This is a genomic window from Gordonia sp. ALPHA1B1, from assembly GCF_005502615.1.
In the GTDB taxonomy this organism is placed as follows: Bacteria; Actinomycetota; Actinomycetes; order Mycobacteriales; family Mycobacteriaceae; genus Gordonia; species Gordonia hongkongensis.
In genome coordinates this window covers 168,177-189,985 of record NZ_SCOC01000002.1, presented here as the reverse complement: position 1 = coordinate 189,985, position 21,809 = coordinate 168,177, and the positions used below count along the sequence as shown (strand labels likewise).

General features: G+C 68.2%; 21 protein-coding genes, 1 tRNA gene and 2 pseudogenes. 13 read left to right on the top strand and 11 right to left on the bottom strand.

The genetic code is table 11. The annotated features are described in order from the left end of the window. The first annotated feature begins 186 nt into the window (after positions 1 to 186). Positions 187 to 1,563, top strand: a complete 1,377-nt coding sequence (locus tag FFS52_RS02080; RefSeq protein WP_137808652.1) for a DUF2252 domain-containing protein — start codon at positions 187 to 189, stop codon at positions 1,561 to 1,563. A gap of 78 nt (positions 1,564 to 1,641) precedes the next feature. Then, positions 1,642 to 2,950: pseudogene (locus tag FFS52_RS02075) on the top strand (dipeptidase). Here the strand turns inward: FFS52_RS02075 and FFS52_RS02070 are convergent. Next, complete coding sequence (locus tag FFS52_RS02070; protein WP_137808651.1) at positions 2,937 to 4,004, bottom strand: acyl-CoA dehydrogenase family protein; 1,068 nt, start codon at positions 4,002 to 4,004, stop codon at positions 2,937 to 2,939. The pseudogene FFS52_RS02075 and the gene FFS52_RS02070 sit on opposite strands and share 14 nt — an antisense overlap. Before the next feature lie 212 nt (positions 4,005 to 4,216). Between FFS52_RS02070 and FFS52_RS02065 the strand changes: the two genes are divergently transcribed. Beyond that, on the top strand, positions 4,217 to 4,660 hold the full coding sequence (locus tag FFS52_RS02065; RefSeq protein ID WP_065630695.1) for an AraC family transcriptional regulator: 444 nt from the start codon (positions 4,217 to 4,219) through the stop codon (positions 4,658 to 4,660). A gap of 65 nt (positions 4,661 to 4,725) precedes the next feature. Here FFS52_RS02065 and FFS52_RS02060 read toward each other — a convergent pair whose 3' ends face one another. Both FFS52_RS02060 and FFS52_RS02055 read right to left on the bottom strand, forming a co-directional pair. Continuing rightward, a complete protein-coding gene (locus FFS52_RS02060) occupies positions 4,726 to 5,340 on the bottom strand; it encodes a lipocalin family protein (RefSeq protein ID WP_065630669.1) in 615 nt (204 codons plus the stop codon). Between the two features lie 141 nt (positions 5,341 to 5,481). Continuing rightward, a complete protein-coding gene (locus FFS52_RS02055; RefSeq protein ID WP_058251076.1) occupies positions 5,482 to 5,907 on the bottom strand; it encodes a hypothetical protein in 426 nt (141 codons plus the stop codon). Between the two features lie 200 nt (positions 5,908 to 6,107). Between FFS52_RS02055 and FFS52_RS02050 the strand changes: the two genes are divergently transcribed. After that, positions 6,108 to 6,181: transfer RNA gene (locus FFS52_RS02050), tRNA-Pro, on the top strand. A 71-nt stretch (positions 6,182 to 6,252) separates the two neighbouring features. On the opposite strand, the gene FFS52_RS02045 is transcribed toward FFS52_RS02050, so the two are convergent. The 4 genes from FFS52_RS02045 to FFS52_RS02030 form a co-directional block, all read right to left on the bottom strand. Continuing rightward, the gene (locus FFS52_RS02045) at positions 6,253 to 6,447 is read right to left on the bottom strand and encodes a hypothetical protein (RefSeq protein WP_065630670.1); all 195 of its coding nucleotides are present in this window, start codon (positions 6,445 to 6,447) and stop codon (positions 6,253 to 6,255) included. After that, complete coding sequence (locus FFS52_RS02040; protein ID WP_065630671.1) at positions 6,444 to 7,169, bottom strand: haloacid dehalogenase type II; 726 nt, start codon at positions 7,167 to 7,169, stop codon at positions 6,444 to 6,446. The genes FFS52_RS02045 and FFS52_RS02040 overlap by 4 nt, the downstream gene beginning before the upstream one ends. Further along, positions 7,166 to 8,173, bottom strand: coding sequence for a metallophosphoesterase (locus FFS52_RS02035; protein WP_058251079.1), 1,008 nt, complete (start codon positions 8,171 to 8,173; stop codon positions 7,166 to 7,168). The genes FFS52_RS02040 and FFS52_RS02035 overlap by 4 nt, the downstream gene beginning before the upstream one ends. An 84-nt stretch (positions 8,174 to 8,257) precedes the next feature. Continuing rightward, positions 8,258 to 10,705 (bottom strand): penicillin-binding protein, encoded by a 2,448-nt coding sequence (locus FFS52_RS02030; protein WP_137808693.1) that lies wholly within the window; start codon positions 10,703 to 10,705, stop codon positions 8,258 to 8,260. 322 nt (positions 10,706 to 11,027) lie between these two features. Between FFS52_RS02030 and FFS52_RS02020 the strand changes: the two genes are divergently transcribed. Further along, the gene (locus tag FFS52_RS02020; protein WP_004022078.1) at positions 11,028 to 11,336 is read left to right on the top strand and encodes a WhiB family transcriptional regulator; all 309 of its coding nucleotides are present in this window, start codon (positions 11,028 to 11,030) and stop codon (positions 11,334 to 11,336) included. Positions 11,337 to 11,516: 180 nt separating this feature from the next. Here FFS52_RS02020 and FFS52_RS02015 read toward each other — a convergent pair whose 3' ends face one another. Together FFS52_RS02015 and FFS52_RS02010 are read right to left on the bottom strand one after the other, a co-directional pair. Further along, positions 11,517 to 12,611: an ArsA family ATPase gene (locus FFS52_RS02015; RefSeq protein ID WP_058251081.1), complete on the bottom strand. Its 1,095-nt coding sequence runs from the start codon at positions 12,609 to 12,611 to the stop codon at positions 11,517 to 11,519. After that, entirely contained in the window at positions 12,611 to 13,681 is a 1,071-nt protein-coding gene (locus FFS52_RS02010; RefSeq protein WP_137808650.1) for an ArsA-related P-loop ATPase, read from the bottom strand. Before FFS52_RS02010 ends, FFS52_RS02015 begins: the two co-directional genes overlap by 1 nt. A gap of 43 nt (positions 13,682 to 13,724) precedes the next feature. Here FFS52_RS02010 and FFS52_RS02005 point away from each other — a divergent pair, with 43 nt between their 5' ends. The 8 genes and pseudogenes from FFS52_RS02005 to FFS52_RS01970 all read left to right on the top strand — a co-directional run bounded on the left by FFS52_RS02005 (position 13,725) and on the right by FFS52_RS01970 (position 20,449). After that, a complete protein-coding gene (locus FFS52_RS02005; RefSeq protein WP_004022081.1) occupies positions 13,725 to 13,889 on the top strand; it encodes a DUF4177 domain-containing protein in 165 nt (54 codons plus the stop codon). Positions 13,890 to 13,891: 2 nt separating this feature from the next. Beyond that, on the top strand, positions 13,892 to 14,365 hold the full coding sequence (locus FFS52_RS02000; protein WP_058251083.1) for a RidA family protein: 474 nt from the start codon (positions 13,892 to 13,894) through the stop codon (positions 14,363 to 14,365). Between the two features lie 8 nt (positions 14,366 to 14,373). After that, on the top strand, positions 14,374 to 15,135 hold the full coding sequence (locus tag FFS52_RS01995; RefSeq protein WP_137808649.1) for a TSUP family transporter: 762 nt from the start codon (positions 14,374 to 14,376) through the stop codon (positions 15,133 to 15,135). Positions 15,136 to 15,322: 187 nt separating this feature from the next. Next, entirely contained in the window at positions 15,323 to 16,822 is a 1,500-nt protein-coding gene (locus FFS52_RS01990) for an MFS transporter (protein WP_311199281.1), read from the top strand. Beyond that, positions 16,819 to 18,053: pseudogene (locus FFS52_RS01985) on the top strand (MFS transporter). The gene FFS52_RS01990 and the pseudogene FFS52_RS01985 overlap by 4 nt, the downstream one beginning before the upstream one ends. A 40-nt stretch (positions 18,054 to 18,093) precedes the next feature. After that, entirely contained in the window at positions 18,094 to 18,330 is a 237-nt protein-coding gene (locus FFS52_RS01980; RefSeq protein ID WP_058251086.1) for a hypothetical protein, read from the top strand. Between the two features lie 77 nt (positions 18,331 to 18,407). Next, entirely contained in the window at positions 18,408 to 19,550 is a 1,143-nt protein-coding gene (locus FFS52_RS01975) for a flotillin family protein (protein WP_058251087.1), read from the top strand. Between the two features lie 77 nt (positions 19,551 to 19,627). Next, positions 19,628 to 20,449 (top strand): MBL fold metallo-hydrolase, encoded by an 822-nt coding sequence (locus tag FFS52_RS01970; protein ID WP_078111781.1) that lies wholly within the window; start codon positions 19,628 to 19,630, stop codon positions 20,447 to 20,449. Between the two features lie 65 nt (positions 20,450 to 20,514). On the opposite strand, the gene FFS52_RS01965 is transcribed toward FFS52_RS01970, so the two are convergent. Further along, on the bottom strand, positions 20,515 to 21,189 hold the full coding sequence (locus tag FFS52_RS01965) for a Crp/Fnr family transcriptional regulator (protein ID WP_004022089.1): 675 nt from the start codon (positions 21,187 to 21,189) through the stop codon (positions 20,515 to 20,517). A gap of 179 nt (positions 21,190 to 21,368) precedes the next feature. Then, positions 21,369 to 21,632 (bottom strand): hypothetical protein, encoded by a 264-nt coding sequence (locus tag FFS52_RS01960; protein WP_058251089.1) that lies wholly within the window; start codon positions 21,630 to 21,632, stop codon positions 21,369 to 21,371. Positions 21,633 to 21,809: the final 177 nt, after the last annotated feature.

Below are 21,809 nucleotides of genomic sequence, written 5' to 3'. Positions count from 1 at the left end.
GAGGACGCAACCGGGGGAACGTGGCGCAGATTGATCACCGATCCATCGGCGGAACTGCCGACGGGCTGGAAGAATTCTCCCTCGGAGGACTTCGTTTTCGGCGGCGTTCACCCGCGGGTTCCGACCGGGCCCGGACACACGGACCTCTGCCTGTGGCGGGGCCGCATCGACGTGAAGGAGCACTCCGTGTCGACACTTCTGTCCACTCCGCCCACCGCTGTCGAACTCGCCGCGTGCCCGACGCCGACGGAGCGGGCCGACCCGCTGCGCATCCTGGAAGCGCAGGCGCAGACCCGGGTCGCCGATCTCGTCCCGGTCCGGCACGCGCGGATGTCGGCGACGCCGTTCACCTTCTATCGTGGTGCGGCCGCGGTGATGTCCGACGACCTGTCGAGAACGCCGGACACCGGGATCATCACCCAGCTGTGCGGCGATGCGCACCTGAGCAATCTGGGCCTCTTCTTCAGCCCGGAGCGTCGAATGGTGTTCGACCTGAACGACTTCGACGAGACGCACATCGGACCGTTCGAGTGGGACGTCAAGCGTCTCGCCGCGAGCTTCGCGATCGCGGGACGTAACAACGGACTCGACGACGCGACCAATCGTAGGGTCGCCAAGACCGTTGCCAAGGCGTACCGGCGGGCGGTCGTGCGCAGCGCGTCGAAGACGACTCTGGAGAACTGGTACGCCGGGATCGACGTCGACCATTTCCTGGCGGAGTTCGGGCCCAAGCTGGACACGTCGATGAGCGAGCGGACGCAGAAGGCGCTGAAGAAGGCGCGGCACCGCGACAGTGCGCAGGCCCTCGCGAAGCTCTGTGTGATCGGCGCCGACGGCTCCGCGCACATCCGCAGCGACCCGCCGCTGCTGGTGCCGCTGCACGAGCGGTTCCCGGCCGAGACCGCCGAGATCGTGGCCGAACGGGTCCGCGAGCGGGTCAGCGCCTACCGCGACACCGTGCCCTTGCACGTGCAGGCGCTCCTCGACCAGTTCGCGATCGTCGACATCGCGTTCAAGGTGGTCGGCGTCGGCAGTGTCGGCACGCGGGCGTGGATCATCCTGCTCACCGGAAAGGAGCTGGGTGATCCGTTGTTCTTGCAGGTCAAAGAAGCGCAGCGATCGGTGCTCGCCGACCATGTGCCGGCATCGGGCTTCGACAACCAAGGGCAGCGGGTGGTCGAGGGTCAACGCCTGCTCCAGGCGACGAGCGACCTCTTCCTCGGCTGGTCGACCGGGATCGACGAGAACGGTGAGCGACGCGACTTCTATGTGCGGCAGCTCCGCGACGGAAAGGGCTCGGTCGTCGTCGAGGCCCTGAGCGCGGAGGGGATGAAGTTGTACGCACAGCTGTGCGGGCTGGTTCTCGGTCAGGCGCACGCCCGGACCGCGAGCCGGTTCCGGATCGCCGAGTACCTCGGGACCACCAAGGGTTTCAGTGACGCCATCGCCGAGTTCTCGCTCGCGTACGCGGATCTCAACGACTCCGACCACACCCGGATGATGGAGGCCATCGGCCGAGGCGAGCTCGAGGTGTACGACCTGGCGGCCGAGGGTAAGAGTTGAGTCCGACAGGGAAGGTCGCCGGTGGAACCGACTGCGCGCGAGGATGAGACGTCGTTGCGGGAGCAGGTCGCCGCGCTGATGCCGCAGGCGAGATCGGATCTCGCGGAGATGGTCCGGTTCCGGTCGGTGCACGACCCGCAGCAGTTTCCCGTCGAGGAGTGCGACGGGATGGTCGACTGGCTGCTGGCGGCCTTCGGTGCCGTCGGCGTCGACGACGCCGCCGCGCATGTCACCAGCGACGGCAGCAAGGCGATCACCGGGTCCATTCCCGGCCCGGAGGGTGCTCCGACCGTCCTGCTCTACTTCCACCACGACGTGCAACCGCCGCTCGGTGACGACGAATGGGACTCTCCCGTCTGGGAACTGACCGAGCGGGACGGGCGGTGGTACGGCCGCGGAGCTGCCGACTGCAAGGGCAACATCGCCGTGCACCTCACCGCGCTGCGCGCACTCGCCGGCCGGGCCGGGGTGACGGTGAAGATCATCGGCGAGGGGTCGGAGGAGCAGGGGACGGGAGGCCTCGAGGACTTCGCGGTCCGCAATCCGGACTTGCTTGCCGCCGACGCGATCCTGATCGCGGACTCCGGCAACTTCGCGGTCGGGAAACCGAGTCTGACGACGACGCTGCGCGGCATCGCGAACGTCGTCGTGTCCGTGGAGACGCTGGGGTCGGCGATGCACTCCGGAATGTTCGGCGGGGCCGCCCCGGATGCACTCGCGGCGCTCATCTCGATGCTCGCGACCCTGCGTGACGAGCACGGCAACACCACCGTCGCCGGACTCGACGCCGACGCCCGGTGGCCGGGTGTGTCCTACCCGCCCGACCGATTCCGCAGCGATGCAACGGTTCTCGACGGAGTCGACCTGGTCGGATCGGGATCGGTGTCCGACATGGTGTGGGCGCGCCCGGCCGCGACAGTGCTCGGCATCGACTGCCCGCCGGTGGTCGGATCGTCGGCGGCGGTGCAGCCGCGGGCGCGGGCGCGCATCAACCTCCGCGTGCCACCGGGGATGGACCCGATGGTTGCGCAGGACGCGCTCGTCGAGCACCTCCGTCGCGTCGCGCCCTGGAACTCACGGGTCTCCTTCGAGCGCGAGGCGGTGGGCGCGCCCTTCGTCGGATCCACCAGCGGTCCGGCGTACGACACGCTCACCGGCGCCCTGTCGACCGCCTACGACAGCGAGGTGCTGATCCAGGGGCAGGGTGGATCGATCCCGTTGTGCAACGTTCTCCAATCGCTGTACCCCGACGCCGAGATCATGCTGTTCGGCGTCGAGGAACCGCGGTGCCTGATCCACGCACCCCAACGAGAGCGTCGACCCCTCCGAGATCGAGCGGATCGCCCTGGCCGAGGCACTCTTCCTGCGCGACTTCAGGTACCGCTGAAGCGGTGTAGCAGAGCTGTTTTGAGTTCCGGGCGGCTCGCGGCCACCAGGACGAACGCGGCTTCGCGGAACAACCGTTCGGAATCGCTCCCGCGCACGACGCCGCGGCCGCCGTCCGCGGACACCAACGCGGCCGCGGCATCGAGCGCCAGAGCCGCGGCGTCGGCCCGGGCCGCCAGCAGTGCGGTGGCATCCGCCATCCCGGCGTCGAGCGCGGTTCGGACGACGTCGGCGCGCTCGCGCAGCGCCCGCCCCTCCCGGTGATGGCCGCCGACATCGAGCAGTCCCGCACAGCGCCGCACCAGACCAAAGGGCAGGGTGCCGTTCAATCGGACGCCGACGTTCTGGGTCGCGAAGAATTCCGCGAGGCCCACGCGCGTGACCTCGCGATCGAACGGGACCATCAGACCGTCGACCCGTAGGGACACCGTGGTCGTCGCGGCGGCGGCGGACAGATCCACGGGCGTTGCCCGGACCGCTGCGGACGACCTGCCGCCGACCAGGTCGGGCATGCGCAGGATCGCGGAGATGACGTCATCGGTCGCGGCGTCGCGCGCCGAGATCTGGAGCAGGTCGACGACACCCCAGCCGCTGACGAACGGTGCGTGCCCGTTCAGGAGCCAACCGTCGTCGGTGCGCGTCGCGACCATCCGTGGTGGCGTGGGGACGACTCCGGCGTAGGCGACGCCCGCGTGTAGACGTCCGCTCACGGTCGCGTCGAGGAGTTCACCACGTAGCTCGTCGTTGGTGGTCCGGGAGAGGGACAGGACGACGCCGTGGTGCTGGATCCAGGTGAAAGCGGTGGCGAGGCACCCACTGGTGAGCACCTCGAGGATCTCGGTGACCTCACCGAATTCGAGTCCCGGCCCGCCGGCCTCGACCGGCGCCGCGATGCCGTACAGGCCGGCGTCGGCCAGCGCTCGCCAGTGGGATTCGGGGACCGCTCCGGTGCGGTCCACCTCGCCGGCCGCCGGGAACAGGACCTCGTCGGCCACCCTGAGCGCTGCTGTTCGCAACTCCGCTCGTCGCTCGGCTCCGGCGTCCTGGGTGGTCACGACTCTCACAGTACGACGAGTGTCCGGGCCGGCAGGAAGTTGGACGACTGACCGACTCCGCCATCGCGGCCGCTCACGGAAGTTCGCGTCGCGCAGCACAATCGCGGGACCGGGATCCTTGAAAGTGGGACCAAAGGCCCAAGACCGCAGGTGTGACCGTCGATAAACTCGTGTATCGGGTGGGAGCATTCTCTCGCGTGGAAGGAACCCAGGTGACCGCAGTCCTCAATGGTCGTGACGTTCAGTCGATACGTGTTGTGCCGGAATCGGTTTCGAGTGTAGTACGGTCGGACGTCCGGACGAGTGAGCGGTACCTGCGTGCCGCGGTCGCCGACCTCATCGAACAGAATTTTCGTGATCCCGACTTCAGTGTGGAGGTCGTCGCCCGGCACCTGCACGTGAGCCGCCGGCACCTGTACCGGGTGCTCGCCGGTGGCACCACGTCGCTCGCCGAGATGATCGCCGATCGACGTCTGGAGTGGGCGGAGGGGCTGCTCTTGGGTCCGGGCAACCTGAAACTCGAGGCCATCGCCCACGCGTCGGGATTCGCCTCGACAGCGACGATGCGCAACCGCTTCCGGTCGAAGTTCGGCTGCACCCCCGACGAGTTCCGCCGGATGGCGCCGGCGTCGGGACCGGACGCCGAAGCCGGCTGAAACACCTCCGGCGCAGACCTTTTCAAGTCTGCGCCGGAGTCGTCGTCACCGTCTGGCGTTGACCGTCACACCGTGCAGAGCGGTGAATAGTCGCTGCGACCACCGGTGGTCGGCGAGACGAGGAACGTGCACGGGTTGTACCCGACCTTCTCGATCTCCTTGGTCAGGCGACGCAACTCCGAGTTGGGGACCACCTTGTCGCGCGACAGCAGGAATCCCGATCCGCGCGAGGGGTCCCCGACGATCGCGTACCGGTACGGCCCGGCGGGATCCGGCCCGTCTTCGAGGTAGGCGACGATGTAGTTCGGTGCGCCGCCCGGGTTGATGCTGCCCGGTGTCTGTGGGAACCGGACGCTCAGTTGGGCATTGGTCTGCGGGTCGACGACTGTCGCACGGCCGACGACGCCACCACGCATGCCGGTGGGGCCGGTGCACCGGTTATCGACGCCGATCGTCTTGGCGTCGATGTAGGTGTAGGTCGCGCTGGTATCCCGGGCGCAGGTGACCCCGAAGAAAGACGGCACGGTGGCGAGCTGCCACCACTTGCCGAGGTAGCGATCCACCTCGACCTTCGCCACGGGGGCCAGCGGTGCGGCTTGCGCCGGACCCGTCCCGGCGGCGAAGCCGACGCTGAGGAGGACGCCGGCGACAAGGGCTGCGAGGGACCGGGTGATGCGCATGGTGTTCCTTTCGGGCGGTTCGTCGTCGCGCCGCCCAGGTGGAGCAGCGTCACCAGACGATTCGGACCGGATGCGCGTCGTGGATTGGTTCCCCGCAGCCCTCGTCTCAGCGAACTGTCGTCACTGCGTCAGAGCGGTCGGTCACAGGTTGTATTCGTTGTTGGGGTTCCAGGTGGAGACAGCCCAGATGACGATCAGGTCCAGCACGATGATCAGGATGGCCCAGGCCGGGTAGTAGGGCAGCCACAGGAACTGGGCGATGATCGACAGCGAGGCGATGATGATCGCAGAGATCCGCGCCCAGTCGGCGCCCACCGCGAGACCGCCGGCGACGAGGACTCCGACGATGCCGAGGATCAGGTGGATCCAGCCCCAGGTGGTGAGGTCGAACTCGAAGATGTAGTTCTGGCCGGCGACGAACAGGTCGTCGTTCGCGATGGCCGAGATGCCCTGGAAGATCGAGACCAAGCCGGCCACGAAGAGCAGCGCGGCGGCCACGATCGCGATGCCGAAGGCGAAACCCTGTTTGGCCGACGAGTTGGCCTGCTGATCGGGGGAAGCGCTCATTGTTTGGCGTGTCCTTTCAGTGGTTGTACGCCGACTCCCTGGTCCCGACCGACGGCGCGGCGGCAGTGGTACGGATGGACCACATCAAGGATGGGGTGTGCGACTCTCCTCCGCACGGGTTTCAGCCAGACCGGACGCATCTTTGACCAGGCGATTTAGTAGTCGGCCGGGGCGGGGTATAAGCTATCGCAGGCTACACACGGGGTGTGGCGCAGCTTGGTAGCGCGCTTCGTTCGGGACGAAGAGGTCGTGGGTTCGAATCCCGCCACCCCGACGCAAGGTTGAGATTGCAGAAGAGACCCTGACCTGGAGAAATCCGGTCGGGGTCTCCTCGTCTCTGCGGGGTCACTCCGGGTCCTCGTCCGACGACGACCGGCCCCCGATGTGGGCCAGGATGATCGGATCGTCGGTGACGACGCGGTCCACCTCCTCGCCACCGTCGCAGCGCAGCAGACCCAGGGTGATTCCATCCGGTCCGTGATGGACCACCCGCCACGACGCCCCCGAATCCTCCCAGCGCAGCAGGTCGTCGAGGGTCATCGGGACGGGCCGGTCACCGACGGGCTCAGCTGCTGCGCGAGGTCGAGGAGATCCGTCGCGTGGAAGTCGTTGTCCGGCGAGCCGGAATCGTCCTTCTCGTCCCCGCCCCACTCGTCTGGCCGCTCGACGAAGGCCGTCCGCAGGCCGAAGGAGCGCGCGGCGTCGAGATCGCTCTGGTGGGTGGCCACCATCATCACCTCGGCGGGCTCGACCTCGAGCAGATCCGCCAGCCCGCAGTAGGTCTCGCGCGCAGGTTTGTAGTGCCGCCAGAGGTCGGACCCGCCGATCACGTCCCAGGGGAACGCGTTGTGCCGGGCCATGTCGGTGAGCAGCGCGACGGTGCCGTTGCTCAGTGCGCAGACGATGTGATCGCGCCTGAGGAGTTGCAGACCCTCGACCGCGTCCGGCCAGGCGGGAATCGTCCGCCAGGCTCGGACGAGGGTGCGGGTCTGCTCGTCGTCGAGTGTCAGCGCAAACAGCGAGGCGACGTCGTGCAGCGTCTCGGTCTGCAGGTCGTCGAGGCGGCGCCACGGCAGTTCGCCGGATTCGACGCGAGCCAGGATCGGCGAGTACCGGCGTCGCCACTCCTTGGCGAACGCCGCGGCGTCGACCCCCGGCGCGACCGCGTCGACGGCACCGGAGATCCCGGTGAACCAGTCGGTGACCGTCCCGAAGGTGTCGAATGCCAGGACCTTCACACGGGGATGAAGGTCAACGCTCACATGGTCTCCCGGGCCAGCTGCGGGAGCGACTGGTCGGCGTCGTAGTCGGCATCACCGTGCGACACAGGTGTGAGGGTGAGCAGGCTGGCCTCGGGGCGGCAGCAGAAGCGTGCCGGGGCGTACGGGGACGTGCCCAGACCCGCACTCACGTGGAGCTTCATCGACGACCCCCAGCTCGACGGACCCTTGACCCGGGAGCGATCCAACTGGCAGTTCGTCACCAACGCGCCGAAGAACGGCAGGCAGAGCTGGCCGCCGTGCGTGTGTCCGGCCATCACGAGGTCGTAGCCGTCCGCGGCGAACCGGTCGAGGACCCGCGGTTCGGGGGAGTGGGTGAGTCCGAGCCGCAAGTGTGCCAGCGGGTTCGGGCGGCCCGCGATCGTCTCGTAGCGGTCTCGCTCGATGTGGGGATCGTCGACGCCGGCCGCGACGACCCGCACGCCGCTGACCTCCAGCTCGCGGACCGTGTGCGTCGCGTCGAGCCATCCACGCTCGGTGAACGCCGCACGCAGATCCTGCCACGGCAGGGGCTCGCCGTGCGTGCGCTGATGGTCCTTCTTGAAGTACTTGAACGGATTCTTCGGCTTGGGGCCGAAATAGTCGTTGGACCCGAAGACGAACAGGCCGGGCCGCGACAACAACCCACCGAGCGACTGGATGACCGACGGCACGGCCTGCGGGTGCGCGAGGTTGTCCCCGGTGTTGACGACAAGGTCGGGTTCGAGCGCCTCGAGCTCGGCGATCCACGCCTGCTTGAGGCGTTGGTTGGGCATCATGTGCAGGTCGCTGATGTGCAGGACACGTAACGGCGAGGCGCCCGGTTCGAGAACGGACAGCGTCGTGTGTCGCAACGCAAAGGCGTTGCGCTCGATCACCGTCGAGTAGAGCAGTCCGGCGGCGGCGAGCCCCGCCGCGCCGGCCAGAGCGCGCGCGGGTACCCCGGAACCGGACGGACCGAGGCGAGAGATGCCGAGGCGTGCGATGTCGAGTTCGGAGTGCTGCATCACCCCAGAATACGCATCCCCCACGACGATCCCGCCCCGGTTTCGTGAGCAGCGCGGGCGGGGCGTCGATTGTCTGATCGCGGGTCAGCCGGGTAGCTGGATCACCACCGGGCCGACACCGGGTACCACGACGGTGGTCTCGGTGGGGCCGCCCTCGTCCCCGCCGGCGCGGCGGCCGTTGCTGACGTAGATCGTCACGGTGCTGCCGGGCATGGCCGAGTCGGACGGTGCGGTGAAGACCACGGTGCCCTGCGGGCGTCCGCTGTCCACGTCGAGCTCGCTGACCTTGAACCCGGCACCCTGCAGGCGCGATGTGGCCTCGCTGGCGGGCAGGCCGCTGACCTGCGGGATACGGCCCCGGTCGCTGCCGTTCCAGTACTCGCGGTCGATCGGGGGCAGGTTGACGGGGCCGAACTTCGTCGCCACCGGTTTGACGGCCTGGAACCAGGTGCGCGCCGGTTCCATGCCGCCGTAGAGGTCGCCGTCGTAGCAGGAGCGCAGCGGACTGCTGCAGACGCCCTGCGGGTTCGGGCCGTCGCTGTAGACGTACGCGGCGCCGGCGATCTGGTTGGTGAACCCGACGAATGCCGAGGAGCGGTGCGCTTCCGTCGTGCCGGTCTTACCCGACATCGGCAGCGTCCAGCCCGCGGAGCCCGCGGCACCGGCCGCGGTGCCGGCGCCCACGTCGTCCTTGCTCATGGCGTTGGCCAGCGAGTGTGCCAGGCCTTCGTCCACGACCTGCTCGCACGGAGGTGGCGTGAACGGCACCGCGGTCAGGGCGCGCCGGCCGTCCGGTCCGATGACGGGGTTGCCGTACTGGTCCCGCTTGATCTGGCTGATCGACTTGATCGGGTTGGGCGGGCACCAGGTGCCGCCCGACGCGATGGTGGCGGCGACGTTGGCGAGCTCGAGGCCGTTGAGCGGTAGCGGGCCGAGGGTGAAGGAGCCGAAGTTCCCGTCCTTGACGTACTGGGCCATGCTCTTCTCGCCGTAACCCGACGACCCGGGGATGGTGTACGAACGCAGGCCCAGGCGAACGGCCATGTCGACCGCCGGCTTGACGCCGACCTGCTGCAGCAGCTTCACGAAAGCGGTGTTCGGCGACTGTGCCAGGGCGTTCGTCACCGACATCGACGCCGGGTAGCGGCCGTCGTTCTTGACGCAGTACGCATTGGCGGGACACCCGTTCGCCCCGCCGCTGTTGCCCATGCCCTCGACGGCGATGGACCCGGGGACGGGGATGTTGGAGCCGGCGCCGAGACCCTTCTCCATCGCGGCGGCGACTGTGAAGATCTTGAATACCGACCCGGCACCGTCGCCGACCATCGAGAAGGGTTGCGGCTGCATCGTCTCGCCGCGGTTGAGATTGAGACCATAGTCGCGGCTCGACGCCATCGAGAGCACGTCGTGCGATTTCTTGCCCGGACGCAGGGTGCTCATCACGTCGGCGACGCCGTCGGCGGTCGGGCTGGCCTGACTCTTCACCGCGCGGACCGTGGAGCGCTGGACCTCGGGGTCGAGCGTGGTCTGGATGATGTAGCCGCCGCGCAGGACCGAATTGCGGGACATGCCGTTCTCGGCCAGGAACTGCAGGGCGTAGTCGCAGAAGAAGCCGTTGTTGTCGGCCGCGATGCAGCCCTGGGTCGGGGTCCGCGGACTCGGGAGCACGCCCAGGGGTGCCTCCTTGGCCGCGACGAGCTCGGCGCGTCGTTCCGGGAAGTTGTCGATCATCGTGTCCAGCACGATGTTCCGGCGCGCGAGGGAGGCTTCGGGGTTCGAGTACGGATTCAGCGCGGAGCTGGACTGCACCATGCCGGCCAGCAACGCGGCCTGCTCGACCCGCAGGTCCTTGGCGGGGATGCCGAAGTAGGTCTGCGCGGCGGCCTCGATGCCGTAGGCGTTGTTGCCGAACGGGACGACGTTCAGGTACCGCGTGACGATCTGCTTCTTCGCCTCCTGCTTGGCGGCGGCGTCGTCGAGTCCCTTGTCGCGTTTGGCCTGGTCGATCAGGGTCTGCTCGAGGGTGAGCGCCATGCGCACCTCGCGGAGCTTGCGCGCGGGCGTGGTCTCGATCGCGGCCTGGCGGTCCGCCTCGGTCCGTGCGAGCACCAGGAGCTGATAGTTCTTGATGTACTGCTGGTCGAGCGTCGACGCACCCTGCTGGACCTCGCCCGACGACGAGTTCTTCAGCGCGGCACGGATGGTGCCCTTCCAGTCGACGCCGTCGTGTTCCAGGAACCGGCGGTCCTCGACGGAGATGATCGCCCGGATCATGTCGGGCGAGATGTCGTTGTAGCCGACCTGATACCGGTACTGGTCGAACAGCACCGCGATCGGCTTCCCGTCGACGTCGGTCATCGTGGTGACCTCCGGCAACGTGCCGTTGAGCAGTTCGGAGGACACGTTCTCGACAGCGGCCGCCGCCCGGTTGGAGACGACGCCGATTCCGCTGGCCACGGGGTAGAGCAGGCCGGCGACGAGAACTCCGGCCAGCAGGATCGCCCACGCCAGCGACCACAGTTTCTTCGACATCACCCCGACAGGATACGTGCGTTGGTTCCGAACATCGTCCTGCCTCGCCCGCGGCATCGGCGCAGCGTGGTCCCGAGCCGACGGTCGGGGTGCCCGCGGGTCGCCGGGCGGAGGTGCCGGAGGCCGCCGTCCGCGGGCCGTCCGTTCGGGTGAGTTTGCACGGTTGTCCCACTTTGTTCGCTCCAGGGGTTGCGCCCCCAAGCACAGATCCCTAGATTGAGTGCAGAATGTGACTCACTTAACAGTTCGCTGCAAATGTGGCTTGAGCAGCGAGGTTGAGACGTTCTCGCAGCTACGCAGATGCGACAGGTAGGGGTGGCGGATGGCGACAGCGGCAGTTTCCAACGAAGAGGATCGCTTGGCGTGGGTTGCTCAGGCGCGTTGCCGAGGGGGAGACCCTGATGATCTGTTCGTGCGGGGCGCGGCCCAGCGCAAAGCCGCCACGATCTGCCGCCACTGCCCGGTGCAGCTCGAATGCGGTGCCGATGCACTCGACAACCGCGTCGAGTTCGGCGTCTGGGGCGGACTGACCGAACGTCAGCGTCGCGCACTCCTCCGCCAGCACCCCGAGGTCACGTCCTGGTCGGCGTTCTTCGCCGCGCAGCGCCGGCGTCATCGCGACGCCGTCTGACCTCTTCTCCGCCGAGCCGTGTCGAGGGGTTTCGACACGGCTCGTCGCACGCTCCTCGCCTGCTCAACCAGCAGGGTGCGGTCTCGGCGCACGCCTCGCCTGCTCAACCAGCGGGGGACAGGCTCGTCGCACGCTCCTCGCCTTCTCAACCAGCGGGTGACTGCTGGTCGCGCTCGGTGATCAGCCGCGGCCGGTGATCTGCTCGGCCACCGCGCGCAGGGCGGTCACGTCGGCCACCTCGAACGGCAGCGCCGGGACCCCGACGATCGGCACCCGCGGGTGCGACGCCGTGAACCGTTGCAGCAGATGGAGTTCGCGCTTCCCGGTGGCGGCCCGATCCGCGTGAATCCGGAGTACACCGCGAGCTAGTTCGTCGTTGACCGATTCGAGGGCGACCAGCGCTGCCTCCTCGTGGATCGACGTCAGGTTCGGGTGGGTCCGGTTGAGGATCAGTCCGGCAAGCGGCATCGACTCCTCGGACAGGCGGTCGACGAAGAACGCGGCCTCCCGCAGGGCATCGGCTTCGGCCGCAGCCACCACCGCGAACTGGGTGCCCGGCTGTTTCAGCAGGGCATAGGTCTTCGCGGCGCGGTCCTGGAAGCCGCCGAACATCGAGTCCAGTGACTGCACGAAGGTCGCCACGTCGCGGAGCATCTCGCCGCCGATGATCGTCGAGACACCCCGCATGGCCAGGCTCATCGCGCCGGTCACCATCCGGCCGACGCCGCGACCGCCGCCGACCAGCACCTTCATCAGACGCCCGGACAGGAACGACCCCAACCGCTGCGGGGCGTCGAGGAAGTCCAGTGCGTTGCGCGACGGCGGGGTGTCGACGACGATCAGGTCCCAGTGGTCCTGCTCGAGAAGCTTGCCGAGCTTCTCCATCGCCATGTACTCCTGCGTCCCGGAGAACGACGAGGCGACCGTCTGATAGAAGGCGTTCTGCATGATCGCCTCGGCGCGTTCGGGAGTGGAGTACTCGAGCACCATCTCGTCGAACGTGCGCCGCATGTCGAGCATCATCGCGTCGAGCGTGCCCTTGCCGTCGATCGCGACCGGCTGCGGGTCGTTGGTGAGTTCGGACATCCCGAGCGACTGCGCCAGGCGCCGGGCCGGGTCGATCGTCAGCACGGCCACGGTCCGGCCCTGTTCGGCGGCGTACATCGCCATCGCGGCAGCCGTCGTCGTCTTGCCGACTCCGCCTGCGCCGCAACAGATCACGACGCGGGTCGCGGGGTCGGTGAGCACCGCGCCCATCTTGAGGTCGAGTGGCATCACGCACCCGCTTTCTGGAGGAGGTTGGCCAGCTCATAGATCGACCCCAGGTCGACGCCGTCACCGAGGGACGGCAGTTCGAGTGTCGGCATCTCCACCTCGTCGAGCTGCGCCTTTGCGATCTGCTGCGCCTGCAGGCGGGTCGCGTGCTCGATCGTCTCGGTGAGCAGGCCGGCCAGGTCCCCGTCGGCGAGCTTGAGTCCGGCGGCGGTGAGGCCGTCCTCGACACGCCCTGCGTCGACCCGACCTTCGGCGATCTCGTCGATCACCTCGGCCGGCAGGTGGGGTTCGCTGACGCGGTTGATGACGAGACTGCCGAGGTTGAGGTTCTTGCCCCGCAGTTCGTCGATCGCCTCGATCGTCTCCTGGATCGGCATCGCCTCGAGGAGCGTCACCAGGTGGATGATCGTCTCCTCCGAGTGGAGCAGGCGGACGACACCTTCGCTCTGGTTGCGGATCGGGCCGGTCTTGGCGAGGTCGGCCATGGCCTGGGTGACGTCGAGGAAATTGCCGATCCGGCCGGTCGGCGGCGCGTCGACGACCACCGCGTCGTACACGCGGTTGCCCTGCTTGTCGGTGTGGATGATGCGCTCTTTGATCTTGCCGGTGAGCAGGACGTCGCGGAGTCCGGGAGCGACGGTCGTCACGAAGTCGATCGCGCCGATCCGCTTCATCGCGCGGCCGGCGAAGCCGAGGTTGTAGAACATGTCGAGGTACTCGAGAAGGGCGTGCTCGATGTCGATGGCCAGCGCGGACACCTCGCCGCCGCCCTCGGCGGTCGCGATGCGGGTGTCGGTGGGTGGCAGCGGCGGGATGTCGAAGACCTGCGCGATGCCCTGGCGACCCTCGGTCTCGACGAGGAGGACCTTCTTGCCGTCGGCGGCGAGCGCGAGTGCGAGCGCCGCGGCGATCGTGGTCTTGCCGGTGCCGCCCTTGCCCGTCACGAAGTGCAGGCGAGCGCGCGCGGCGGCCGCCGGCCACTCGTTCTCGCGCGCGACGGAGGAGTTGTCTGTCACGCCGGAATCGAGCGCCTCGCCCGACCCGGATCGTGAGCCCTGTTCGTTGGCCACCGCAACACCTTATCCATTGACCGTCGCCAGATAGGGTGAGTCCATGAGTGAAGTGACCGCGTGGGAATACGTGACCGTGCCGCTGCTGACGCACGCCACGAAGCAGATCCTCGATCAGTGGGGCGCAGACGGTTGGGAACTGGTTTCGGTTCTGCCCGGTCCCACCGGCGAGCAGCACGTCGCTTACCTGAAGCGACCGAAGGGCTGACCATGGCGACCACGTGGACCGATCGTCTGGCCGAACTGGGCATCGAACTCCCGTCGGTGGTGCCACCGGTGGCGAGCTACACCCCGGCCGTGCGCACCGGCAACCTCGTCTACACCTCGGGACAGCTGCCCATCGTCGACGGCGAACTGTCGGCGCGGGGCAAGGTCCATGAGGGCGCCGAAGGCGTCGTTCGGCCGGATGAGGCGACTGCGGCAGCTCGGGTCTGTGCGCTCAATGCCCTCGCCGCGATCCACGCGCTGGTCGGGATCGACTCGGTCGTCCGGGTGGTCAAGGTCGTGGGGTTCGTCTCGTCCGCACCGGGTTTCACCGGGCAGCCGGCGGTGATCAACGGGGCGTCGGACGTCCTCGGTGAGATCTTCGGCGACGCCGGCGTGCACGCCCGGTCCGCTGTCGGGGTCGCCGAACTCCCGCTCGGTGCACCGGTCGAGGTGGAACTGATCGTCGAAGTGGCCTGACGTCTCCGTTGGACGTCGCGCTGCTGATCGCGGCGGCCGCCGCGGCCGGGTGGGTCGACGCCGTGGTCGGCGGCGGTGGCCTCGTGCTGATCCCGGCGATGCTGATCGCCCAGCCGGGGTTGCCGATCGCGACGGCCCTGGGGACCAACAAGCTGGCGGCGGTCTTCGGGACCGCGTCGGCAACGTGGCGTTACGTGCGGCACGTCCGGATCGATCTTCGTCGCCTGATCCCGGTGTTCGTTGCGGCGCTCGTCTTCTCGGCCCTCGGCGCGACGGTGGCCGTCGTCCTGCCCACCGAGATCTTCACGCCGATCGTGCTGGTCATGCTGGTCGGGGTCGGACTGTTCGTCGCGCTCAATCCCGGCTTCGGGACTGACGCGTCGACGGGACCGCGCTCGCGCGTCTCGACGATCGCGGGTCTGGTGCTGGCCGGTGTCGTCGTGGCCTTCTACGACGGGGTGATGGGTCCTGGGACCGGTACCTTTCTGATCATCAGCCTGACCGCGCTGGTCGGGACGAGTTTCCTGGAGAGCTCGGCGATGGCGAAGGTCATCAACACCGGTACCAACCTCGGCGCCCTCACGGTCTTCGGCCTGCAGGGAAATGTGCTGTGGCTCTTGGGTCTCGGCCTGGCCATCGCCAACGTCGTCGGCGCCCAGATCGGCTCGCACATGGCGATCGGCCGCGGCAGTTCGTTCGTGCGGTGGGTCCTGCTGGCCGTCGTCGTCGTGATGGTGGGGAAGCTCGGGTACGACCTGATCGTCGGCTGAGGTGGCCGGACTCGGCGGACAGCGCTGTGGAACGGCATCGGCCGAACTATGCTCTCCTCGTCGACCCCGCAGCGGACGGGTCGCGACCCGATCGTCGTAGAGGCGGTGCATCATCAGCGATTCGACGGCTTCCGAGGCCGCGACGCCGCTGTCGGGAAAGCAGCGGGTCCTCGCGCTGCTCCTCGCGATGGCGATGTTCGTTCTCGTCGTGGACACCTCGTTCATGAATGTGTCGATCTCGGCGGTGGTCCGTGATCTGGACACGACCGTTAGCGGTGTGCAGTCGGCGATTGCCCTCGAGGCGTTGGTGTCCGCCGCGTTCATCCTGATCGGGGGCAAAGTCGGGGATCTGATCGGTCGCCGGCGGGCCTACGTGATCGGTTTGCTCGCCTATGCCGTGGGCGCGTCGGCCATGGCGCTCGCACAAGGTCTCACGACGATCATCGTCTTCTGGGCGATCGTCGGCGGGATAGGGGCTTCCCTGCTCCTGCCCGCGATGCAGTCGCTGGTACACGGCAACTTTCACGGCGGCGACCAGAAGCGGGTCTACGCCCTCGTGGGCGCCGCCGCCGCGATCGCGGCCGCCGTCGGCCCGCTCCTGGGCGGTTTCATCACCACATACCTGTCCTGGCGGATCGCCTTCGTCGGTGAGGTCGTCATCATCGCGATCGTGTTGTGCGGCATCGGTTTGGTCCGCGACGTCGAGTACACGGGTCCACGGGGAGTCGACCCCGTCGGTGCTCTGCTCTCGGTGCTGGGAATGGGTGGGATCGTGCTGGGGATCCTCGTCTGGCAGGAGGGCGGTGAGGCCGTCGGCATCCTGCTGGTCCTGGGTGCCGCGGGTCTGGGCGGACTGACCTGGTGGCTGACCCGCCGGCGGCGCGCCGGGCGGCCCACGCTATTGGACCCGGACCTGTTTCGCTCCAAGCCGTTCCGCCTGGGCGTCAGCCAGCAGTTGCTGCAGCAGATCGCTCTCGGCGGCATCATGATCTCGCTGCCGATCTATCTGCAGATGGTCCTCGAGTACGACGCCATGGAGGCCGGGTTGTCCCTGGCGCCCCTGTCGCTCAGCATGTTCGCGGTCGCGCTGGTCGCCGGTCGGCGGACACACACCCGGCCCCCGTCGACGTTGGTGCTCATCGGTTTCGGCTTGCTCACGCTCGGGGTCGCGGTTCTGCTCCCGATCGTGCCGCGGGCGGACTTCGGCTGGGGTCTCGTCGTGCCACTCGTCGTGGCGGGTGCCGGCCTGGGGCTGCTCGTCTCGCAGCTGAACGACTACACGCTCGGGCCGATGAGCGACGAGCGTGTGAGCGAGGCGGCCGGAACCAACTCTGCGGCCGGATCATTCGGTCTGTCCTTCGGACTCGCGAGTGCCGGTGCGATCCTGTTGGCCTCGCTCGCCTTCGGATTCGCGCGCGAGGCAGAGTCCAGCGAGGTCCTGGCGCCCGCGGAACAGCAGCGGGTGGCGCAGGTGCTCGACGACGACGCACAGGTCATGAGCAATACACAACTGACCGAGTTGCTGGCCGGGCAGCCCACGGACGTAAGCGACGAGATCATCCGGATCAACACCGAAGTCCGGCCGGTCGCGCTACAGGTGGCGCTTGTGGTCCCACTCGCTGCGGGTGTTCTCGGCACGATCAATTCGCTGCGGATGCGGAGCAGACCCGGTCGTCCGCGATCATGAGTGAGAACGTCGCTCTGCAACGGCGGACCATCGTCCTGCTGTGCACGGCCCAGATCCTGGCCGGCCTGTCGATGGGCGGAGCGCTGGCGCTCGGGGCGATCCTCGGTGAGGAACTGTCGGGAACGGCGTCCCTGGCCGGCATACCGACGACCGTGGTCACGCTGGGGGCCGCGGCCGCCGGTCTCCCGTTGGCGTCACTGGCCGCCGGACGCGGGCGGCGTCCCGCGTTGACCACGGGCCTGGTGATCGCCGGGGCCGGTTCGCTGGTCGTGGCCGCCGCCGTCGATCGCGGCTGGTTCGCGTTGATGCTCGTCGGAATGGCCGGGGTGGGGTCGGGCACCGCGGTGAGCCTGCAGGCACGTTTCGCGGCAACGGATCTGTCGTCGGCCGGCACTCGTGGCCGCGACCTCTCGCTCGTGGTGTGGACGACGATGGTCGGCGCGGTGATCGGGCCGGCGGTGGTCCCGATCGGCGCCACCGTCGCCGGGTGGTTCGCGATGGCCGATCTGTCGGGTCCGTTCCTCGTGGGTGCGGTCGGGTGCTTCGGGGCGGCGGCCGTGCTGTTCGTCGGCCTCCGCCCCGACCCGCTGGTCGTGGTGACCGGCGAAACGGACGGGGGTCGTGTCAAAGTGTCGCTGGCCGAAGGGCTCTCGGCGATCACGCACTCGCCGCCGGCGCGGGCCGCGATGGCCGCGGTGGTGTCGGCGCACGCGGTCATGGTCGGGGTGATGGCGCTGACGCCGGTCCACATGCATCACGGGGGCGCCTCGGTGACGCTGGTCGGCCTGTCGATCAGCGCGCACATCGCCGGGATGTACGCGCTCGCACCGGTGATGGGCCTGCTCGCCGACCGGACCGGCCGGATCCCGGTGATCCTCGGCGGTCAGGCGACACTCGTCGTCAGCTGCGTCGTCGGATTCGTCTTCGCGGAATCGCAGACGGGTCTCGTCGTCGCGCTGGTCCTGCTCGGCGTGGGATGGTCGGCGTCGACGGTGGCGGCCTCCACGCTCCTCACCGACAGTGTCGACACCGCGCGACGCGCACCGGCGCAGGGGGTTTCGGACACCGCGATGAGTCTGGCCGGCGCGGCGCGGGCGCGCTCTCCGGACTCGTCGTCGGGGCCTTCGGCTACGGGGTGCTGGTGCTCGGCGCCGCCGTGATCGCGGTGCTGACGGCGGCCTACGTGGTGCTCGACGGTGTCCGCGACCGACGACGGACCGCCATGGCCTAGGGTTCGACACACGGATCGGGGACACTGGGGAGGCCGTCGGATGGCAGCATCGCAACTCGTCGGGCGTACCGGGACGGTGACGATGTCGATACCGGGCGGCGAACTCCTCGGGGAGATCGAACTGCCGTTGGCCGGCGGAACCGAGCGGTTCCTCGCCCGCGCCGCCGCACCGATCGGGCTCGACGCGCCCGTTCTGGTCATCGCCGAACGTTCCGGCCGAGTCGTCGACGTCGAGCCATGGGTACCGGTCCCGGGCACGGCGAACCGAACCATGTGAACAACCGATCGTCGAAAGGTCCCGGATGCGGCAGGATCTGACGTCGGCACATATCGCCTGCCGCTCGAGGAGAGACCATGCTCGGCTACTACGTTCCCGAACCCGATGAGGCGATGCTGATCTCCGGCGCCAAGTCCGACTTCGACGATGCGCCGTTCGTGGTCGTCGTCGGGCACGGGAAGTGGGTCATGCCCTTTTTCCGGAAGGTCCGTTTCCTGTCGATGGCGTTGCACGAGGCGACGATCCGCGAGGTCTGTGTGACGACCCAGGGCATCCAACTCAACGTGCGGGCGGTCATCGCCCACAAGGTCGGGAATGACGTGGCGTCGATCGTCAACGCCGGACAGCGCTTCATCTCCGAGCAGGAGAACGAGATGAATCAGCTGACCGGACAGATCTTCTCGGGTCACCTGCGTTCCATCGTGGGCTCGATGACCGTCGAGCAGATCATCCGCGAGCGCGACACCCTGGCTCGTCAGGTGCTCGACGCGTCCAAGCGTGAGATGGGATCGATCGGTCTCGTCGTCGACTCGTTCCAGATCCAGTCGATCGACGACATGGATTCCGGTTACATCAACGCGCTGGCTGCCCCGAACATCGCCAAGGTGCAGCGCGAGGCGGCGGTCGAGCGTGCTCGCGCCGACCAGGAGTCGGCGAAGGCGCAGCAGGAGTCGCTGCGGAACCAGGCCGACTACGAGCGGGAGACCGCGATCAAGCGGGCTGCGATCAAGGCCGAGACCGACAAGGCCAATGCCGAAGCCGCCCAGGCCGGTCCGCTCGCGCAGGCGCGGGTCAACCAGGAGGTCATCCGCGAACAGTCCGTGCTCGCGCAGGCGCAGGCCGAACTCCGTGAACAGGAACTGATCTCCGAAGTGGTGAAACCGGCCGAGGCCGAGGCGTTACGACGACAGATCATCGCCGAGGCGGAGGCCAAGGCGGTCGAGATCCAGTCGGCGGCCGCCGCACAGCACAACCGCATCGCCCTCGATCAGCAGCTCATCGAGGCCCTGCCCACGCTCGTCGGCGAGGTCGCCAAGGGCCTCAGCACCGCGAACCTCACCGTGTACAACGGGGCCGAGGGCGTCAACGAGATCATGACCGGTGTGATCACCCAGGGTGCCGCGCTGCTGCGCAGCCTGCAGGATCAGGTGGCGCCCACGGTGGTGGACGGGTCGGCCGGCGAGCAGTCCGTGAACGGTGCGACGGTCGGCGGGGTCTGACCCGGGGATCGACTCGGCATGGTCGGATCGTCGGGCTTCGCCCGGTTCTCCGCACCGAGTGGATAGGCTCGGGGACCATGAGCTCACCGAACGACGCCGCACCCACGCACCCTGCCTACGGGGTGCTGCGGGAAGTGACCCCCTTCGCGTCGGTCCTGCTGTGCGACAACTCCGGGATGATGGAACTCGACGGCACGAACACCTACGTGCTGCGCGCTCCCGGCAGTGAGGAATGCGTGGTCGTCGACCCGGGACCGCCGAAGTACAAACACCACGCCCGGCGCCTCGCCGAATTGCCCGGGGTCGCACTGGTCTTGGTGACCCACCGGCACTTCGACCACACCGGCGGGGTGTCGCGCCTGCACAAGCGCACGGGTGCGCCGGTACGCGCTCGGTTGGAGAAGCACTGCCGCAACGGGGCGCCACTGCGGGATCGTGAGGTGATCGAGGCCGCGGGTCTGCGGATCACGGTGCTGTTCACCCCGGGACATACGGGGGATTCCGTCAGCTTCCTCGTCGAACACGACGGACAACGTGCGGTCCTGACCGGCGACACGATCCTCGGGAGTGGCACGACCGTGCTCGATCCCGCCGACGGCGGGTTGCGCGACTATCTGAACTCGCTGAACCGTCTGATCGTCGAAGGGGAAGGAGCGGCACTGCTCCCGGCGCACGGTCCGGACCATCCCGATCTGGGCCCCGTCGCGCGGTACTACAAGGCGCATCGCGAGGAGCGGATCGACCAGATCGTCGCCGCTCTGGACACGATGGGTGTCTCGGCCCGCGACGCGAAGCCGATGAAGGTGGTGCGCAAGGTGTACTCCGACGTCGACAAGAAGCTGTGGCCCGCCGCGCGGATGTCGGTGAAGGCACAGTTGGAGTATTTGCGCGAAGCCTGACCCTTCGAGGGAAGAGCAAAGCCGCCCGCTCCCGGAGGAGCGAGCGGCTTCGTGGTGAACTCGAGTCAGCGCGCGCGGCGCGCGAGACGCTCCGAGTCGGCGATGAGCACGCTCTTGCCCTCGAGGCGCAGCCATCCGCGCTGGGCGAAGTCGGCGAGCGCCTTGTTGACGGTCTCGCGCGACGCGCCGACGAGCTGGGCGATCTCTTCCTGGGTCAGGTCGTGGGTGACGCGCAGCGCGCCGCCCTCCTGGGTGCCGAAGCGCTGCGCAAGCTGCAGGAGCTGCTTGGCGACGCGACCGGGCACGTCGGTGAAGATGAGGTCGGCGAGGTTGTTGTTGGTGCGGCGCAAGCGGCGTGCCAGCACGCGCAGCAGCTGCTCGGCGATCTCCGGACGGTCCTTGATCCACGCCTTCAGCGCGTCACGGTCCATCGACACCGCGCGGACCTCGGTGACCGTCGTCGCCGACGAGGTACGGGGGCCGGGATCGAAGATGGAGAGTTCGCCGAACATGTCGGACGGGCCCATGATCGTCAGCAGGTTCTCGCGTCCGTCGGGCGAGCGTCGGCCGACCTTCACCTTGCCGGACATGATGATGTAGAGCCGATCGCCAGGCTCGCCTTCGTGGAAGATCACGTGTCCGCGAGGGAAGTCGACGGGCTGAAGCTGCTTGGTCAGCGCCGCGACGGCGGAGGGCTCGACGCCCTGGAATATGCCCGCCCGCGCCAGTACTTCTTCCACCTAGGGAACCTTTCTCGAATCTCTCTACAGCCCGCGTCAGATCGCGCCGTTGGCTACGCTACCCCGCGCACAAGCATATGTGTTGGATGGGTCACTGGAAGCTCATTGCGGGTGTGTCCGATTGGCGGAGTGTCGACGCGGTGGTCGGGCGGTACGGAAGCGGGGGCGGCGACGGCCGGTCAGCTGGCCCGCTGCGGCGATTCGGTGTGGCCGGACACCGCTGATTCGTGACGGGTGACCCGTCGGTCGCGGAGTTCGTCGAGCGCGGCCGGCATGCCCTCGCGGGCGAGGGTCTGGACGTTCTGGGCGTCGGCCGAGTCGAGGAAGTCCTCCACCTCATCGCGTGAGACCGCCGAGCGGTCGATCCGGGACTGGACCTTGTCCATGCCCATGGCGAACAACATGAGTACAGCCGGGAACAGCAGCGCCGCGAGACCGTGCATGGGGACAAGTAAACACAATCGACCCGCCCGGAACCGCATCGAGAGGGCCGCCGTCATTGACTTGTTACCTGACCGTAGGTTGCGCGTGAGCACGCCGATGTGGCCGTGACCAGCCCTTCTCCCAGGGCGAACACGCGGTTCTGACCTGCGGTGATGTTCCATTCAGGGGGTGTGTGA